This is a genomic window from Salinivibrio sp. MA427, from assembly GCF_001996115.1.
GTDB lineage: Bacteria > Pseudomonadota > Gammaproteobacteria > Enterobacterales > Vibrionaceae > Salinivibrio > Salinivibrio costicola.
The window spans coordinates 1-1,916 of record NZ_MUFH01000404.1; the positions used below are offsets into that span (position 1 = coordinate 1).

Genomic DNA, 1,916 nt, shown 5'->3' on the forward strand with positions numbered 1-1,916 from the left:
ACTTTCTCTATCATCTGCCGTTATTTTGGGTTGGATACCTTGGGTTTCGAGCCACGCCATCACATAGTCTGGGTACTCTCCCTTCAAAATAGGGTCATAAAACCAATTAAGGTTAAACTGATTAGCGTGCATGGCTGCAAATAGGTTATCTTCACTATTATCAATTGAAAACGCGGGTGTGAAGACATGGCTCAAGCCTATTTCTCCATATTGTTTACGCTTTTTATATGCGATTACAGCTTTAGCATGCGCAGTAAAAACATGATGCGTCGCTTGAAAATACTTTTCTGGCGCATTATGAATACCCGGAGGATGCGCACCCGCAAGATATCCGTGCCCACAAAAAATAACGGTTTCATTGAATGTAATAAAATGTTTGACACGATCACCAAAGCTCTCAAAACAAACGTTTGCATAGTTCAAAAAAGCATCGATTGTTTTTCTATTTAACCACCCTCCGTCTTTTTCCAAACAGAGAGGAAGGTCCCAGTGATAGAGCGTTACAAAAGGAACTATTCCATATTTTAAACACTCATCAATGATATTGTTATAAAACTCAATACCTTTAGGATTTATAGCGCCTACACCATCAGGAATAATTCTTGCCCAAGAAATAGAGAAACGGTAAGACTCAAGCCCCATCTCAGCCATTAACTTAATATCTTCTTTGTAACGATGATAGTGATCAATCGCCACTTCACCCGTTGTTCCTTCAAAGGTTTTTCCCGGGATTTTTACAAACTCATCCCAGTTAGTCGGCCCTTTACCGTCGACATCCGTTGCCCCTTCGATTTGATAAGAAGCCGTCGCGGCGCCAAAAAGAAAATCATGTGCAAATTTCATAAAAACATCTTTTTATACTAGAGGCTTAGTCGAATCGCGCACAAATAACTCACCCACAACAATCTCTGGTCTTATAGTTACTTGATCCTCGATAAGTTGTTGGGCAACTTCCATCGCTCTTTCCGTAATACGTTCGATAGGGATATCAACTGTCGTAAGCTGTGGTACAACAAACTCAGTCATTTTTTCATTATCGATACTCACGATTGATACATCTGAAGGTACACCAATGCCTTTCTCTCGACAGGCACGTAAAATACCAATAGCAATATCATCACTCGCTGCGACAATGGCACTGAAACGCCAATTGTTGGGAATTTGTTCCAGCGCTTGTTCATAGGCTGCTTTTACATCAAAGCCACACACCAAATGCTGTGTTTCCACAGAAAAGGGCTGCTTCTCAGTAATCGCTTTAAAAGCCTCTAACCGAACTTGGGTCGTCCTTGTTGTTGGACAAGGCCCAAAATACGCAATGTGTCGATGACCAATGCTCATAAGATGGGTCGCCGCCGATTCTATCGCGCGCTTTTGATCAAATGCAATTGAATAACCTGCCGATTCTGGAAGCTCTTGCCCAACGTGAATCAAAGGCGTGGATATTTCATGATTAAGCTCGATAAGTTGTTGCGCCGTCAGCTGACGGCTGTAAAGCACAATCACATCACACTTTTGTTCAACCAGGGAGCTCACTGCTTGTAATTCAAACTCAGCTTGGTTTTTTCCATCCGCAATAATCAGCTGCTTGCCCATTCTAGTAGCACTGGCAGATGCTTGCTTTAATAAACTACCAAAGTAGCTGCCATCAAAGTCCGATAGCACTAGGCCAATACTGTTGCCGCTACTCGCAGCTAATGTTTGAGCCAAGCTACTGGGTCGATAGTTCAATTGTTTAATAGCTGCTTCAACTTTTACTCGGGTACTCTCTTTGACCTGTCCAGTCTTATTGATAACACGAGACACTGTCGCCTTAGATACACCGGCAGCCTTGCAAACATCTTTAATCGTGGCCATTCGTACCTCTAAAGGTGAGAGGGAGTTTCCCTCGAAACTACAAACTTTCGGATTTTCAGTAT

General features: G+C 42.4%; 2 protein-coding genes. Both read right to left on the reverse strand.

Translation table 11 applies throughout. The features are described from left to right. On the reverse strand, nt 1–843 hold an 843-nt coding region (locus BZG79_RS15025), incomplete at its 3' end, for a glycoside hydrolase family 1 protein (RefSeq protein WP_199878005.1). Nucleotides 844–855: 12 nt separating this feature from the next. Then, nucleotides 856–1,916: LacI family DNA-binding transcriptional regulator (locus BZG79_RS15030; protein WP_242414219.1), on the reverse strand; the 1,061-nt coding region annotated here is incomplete at its 5' end.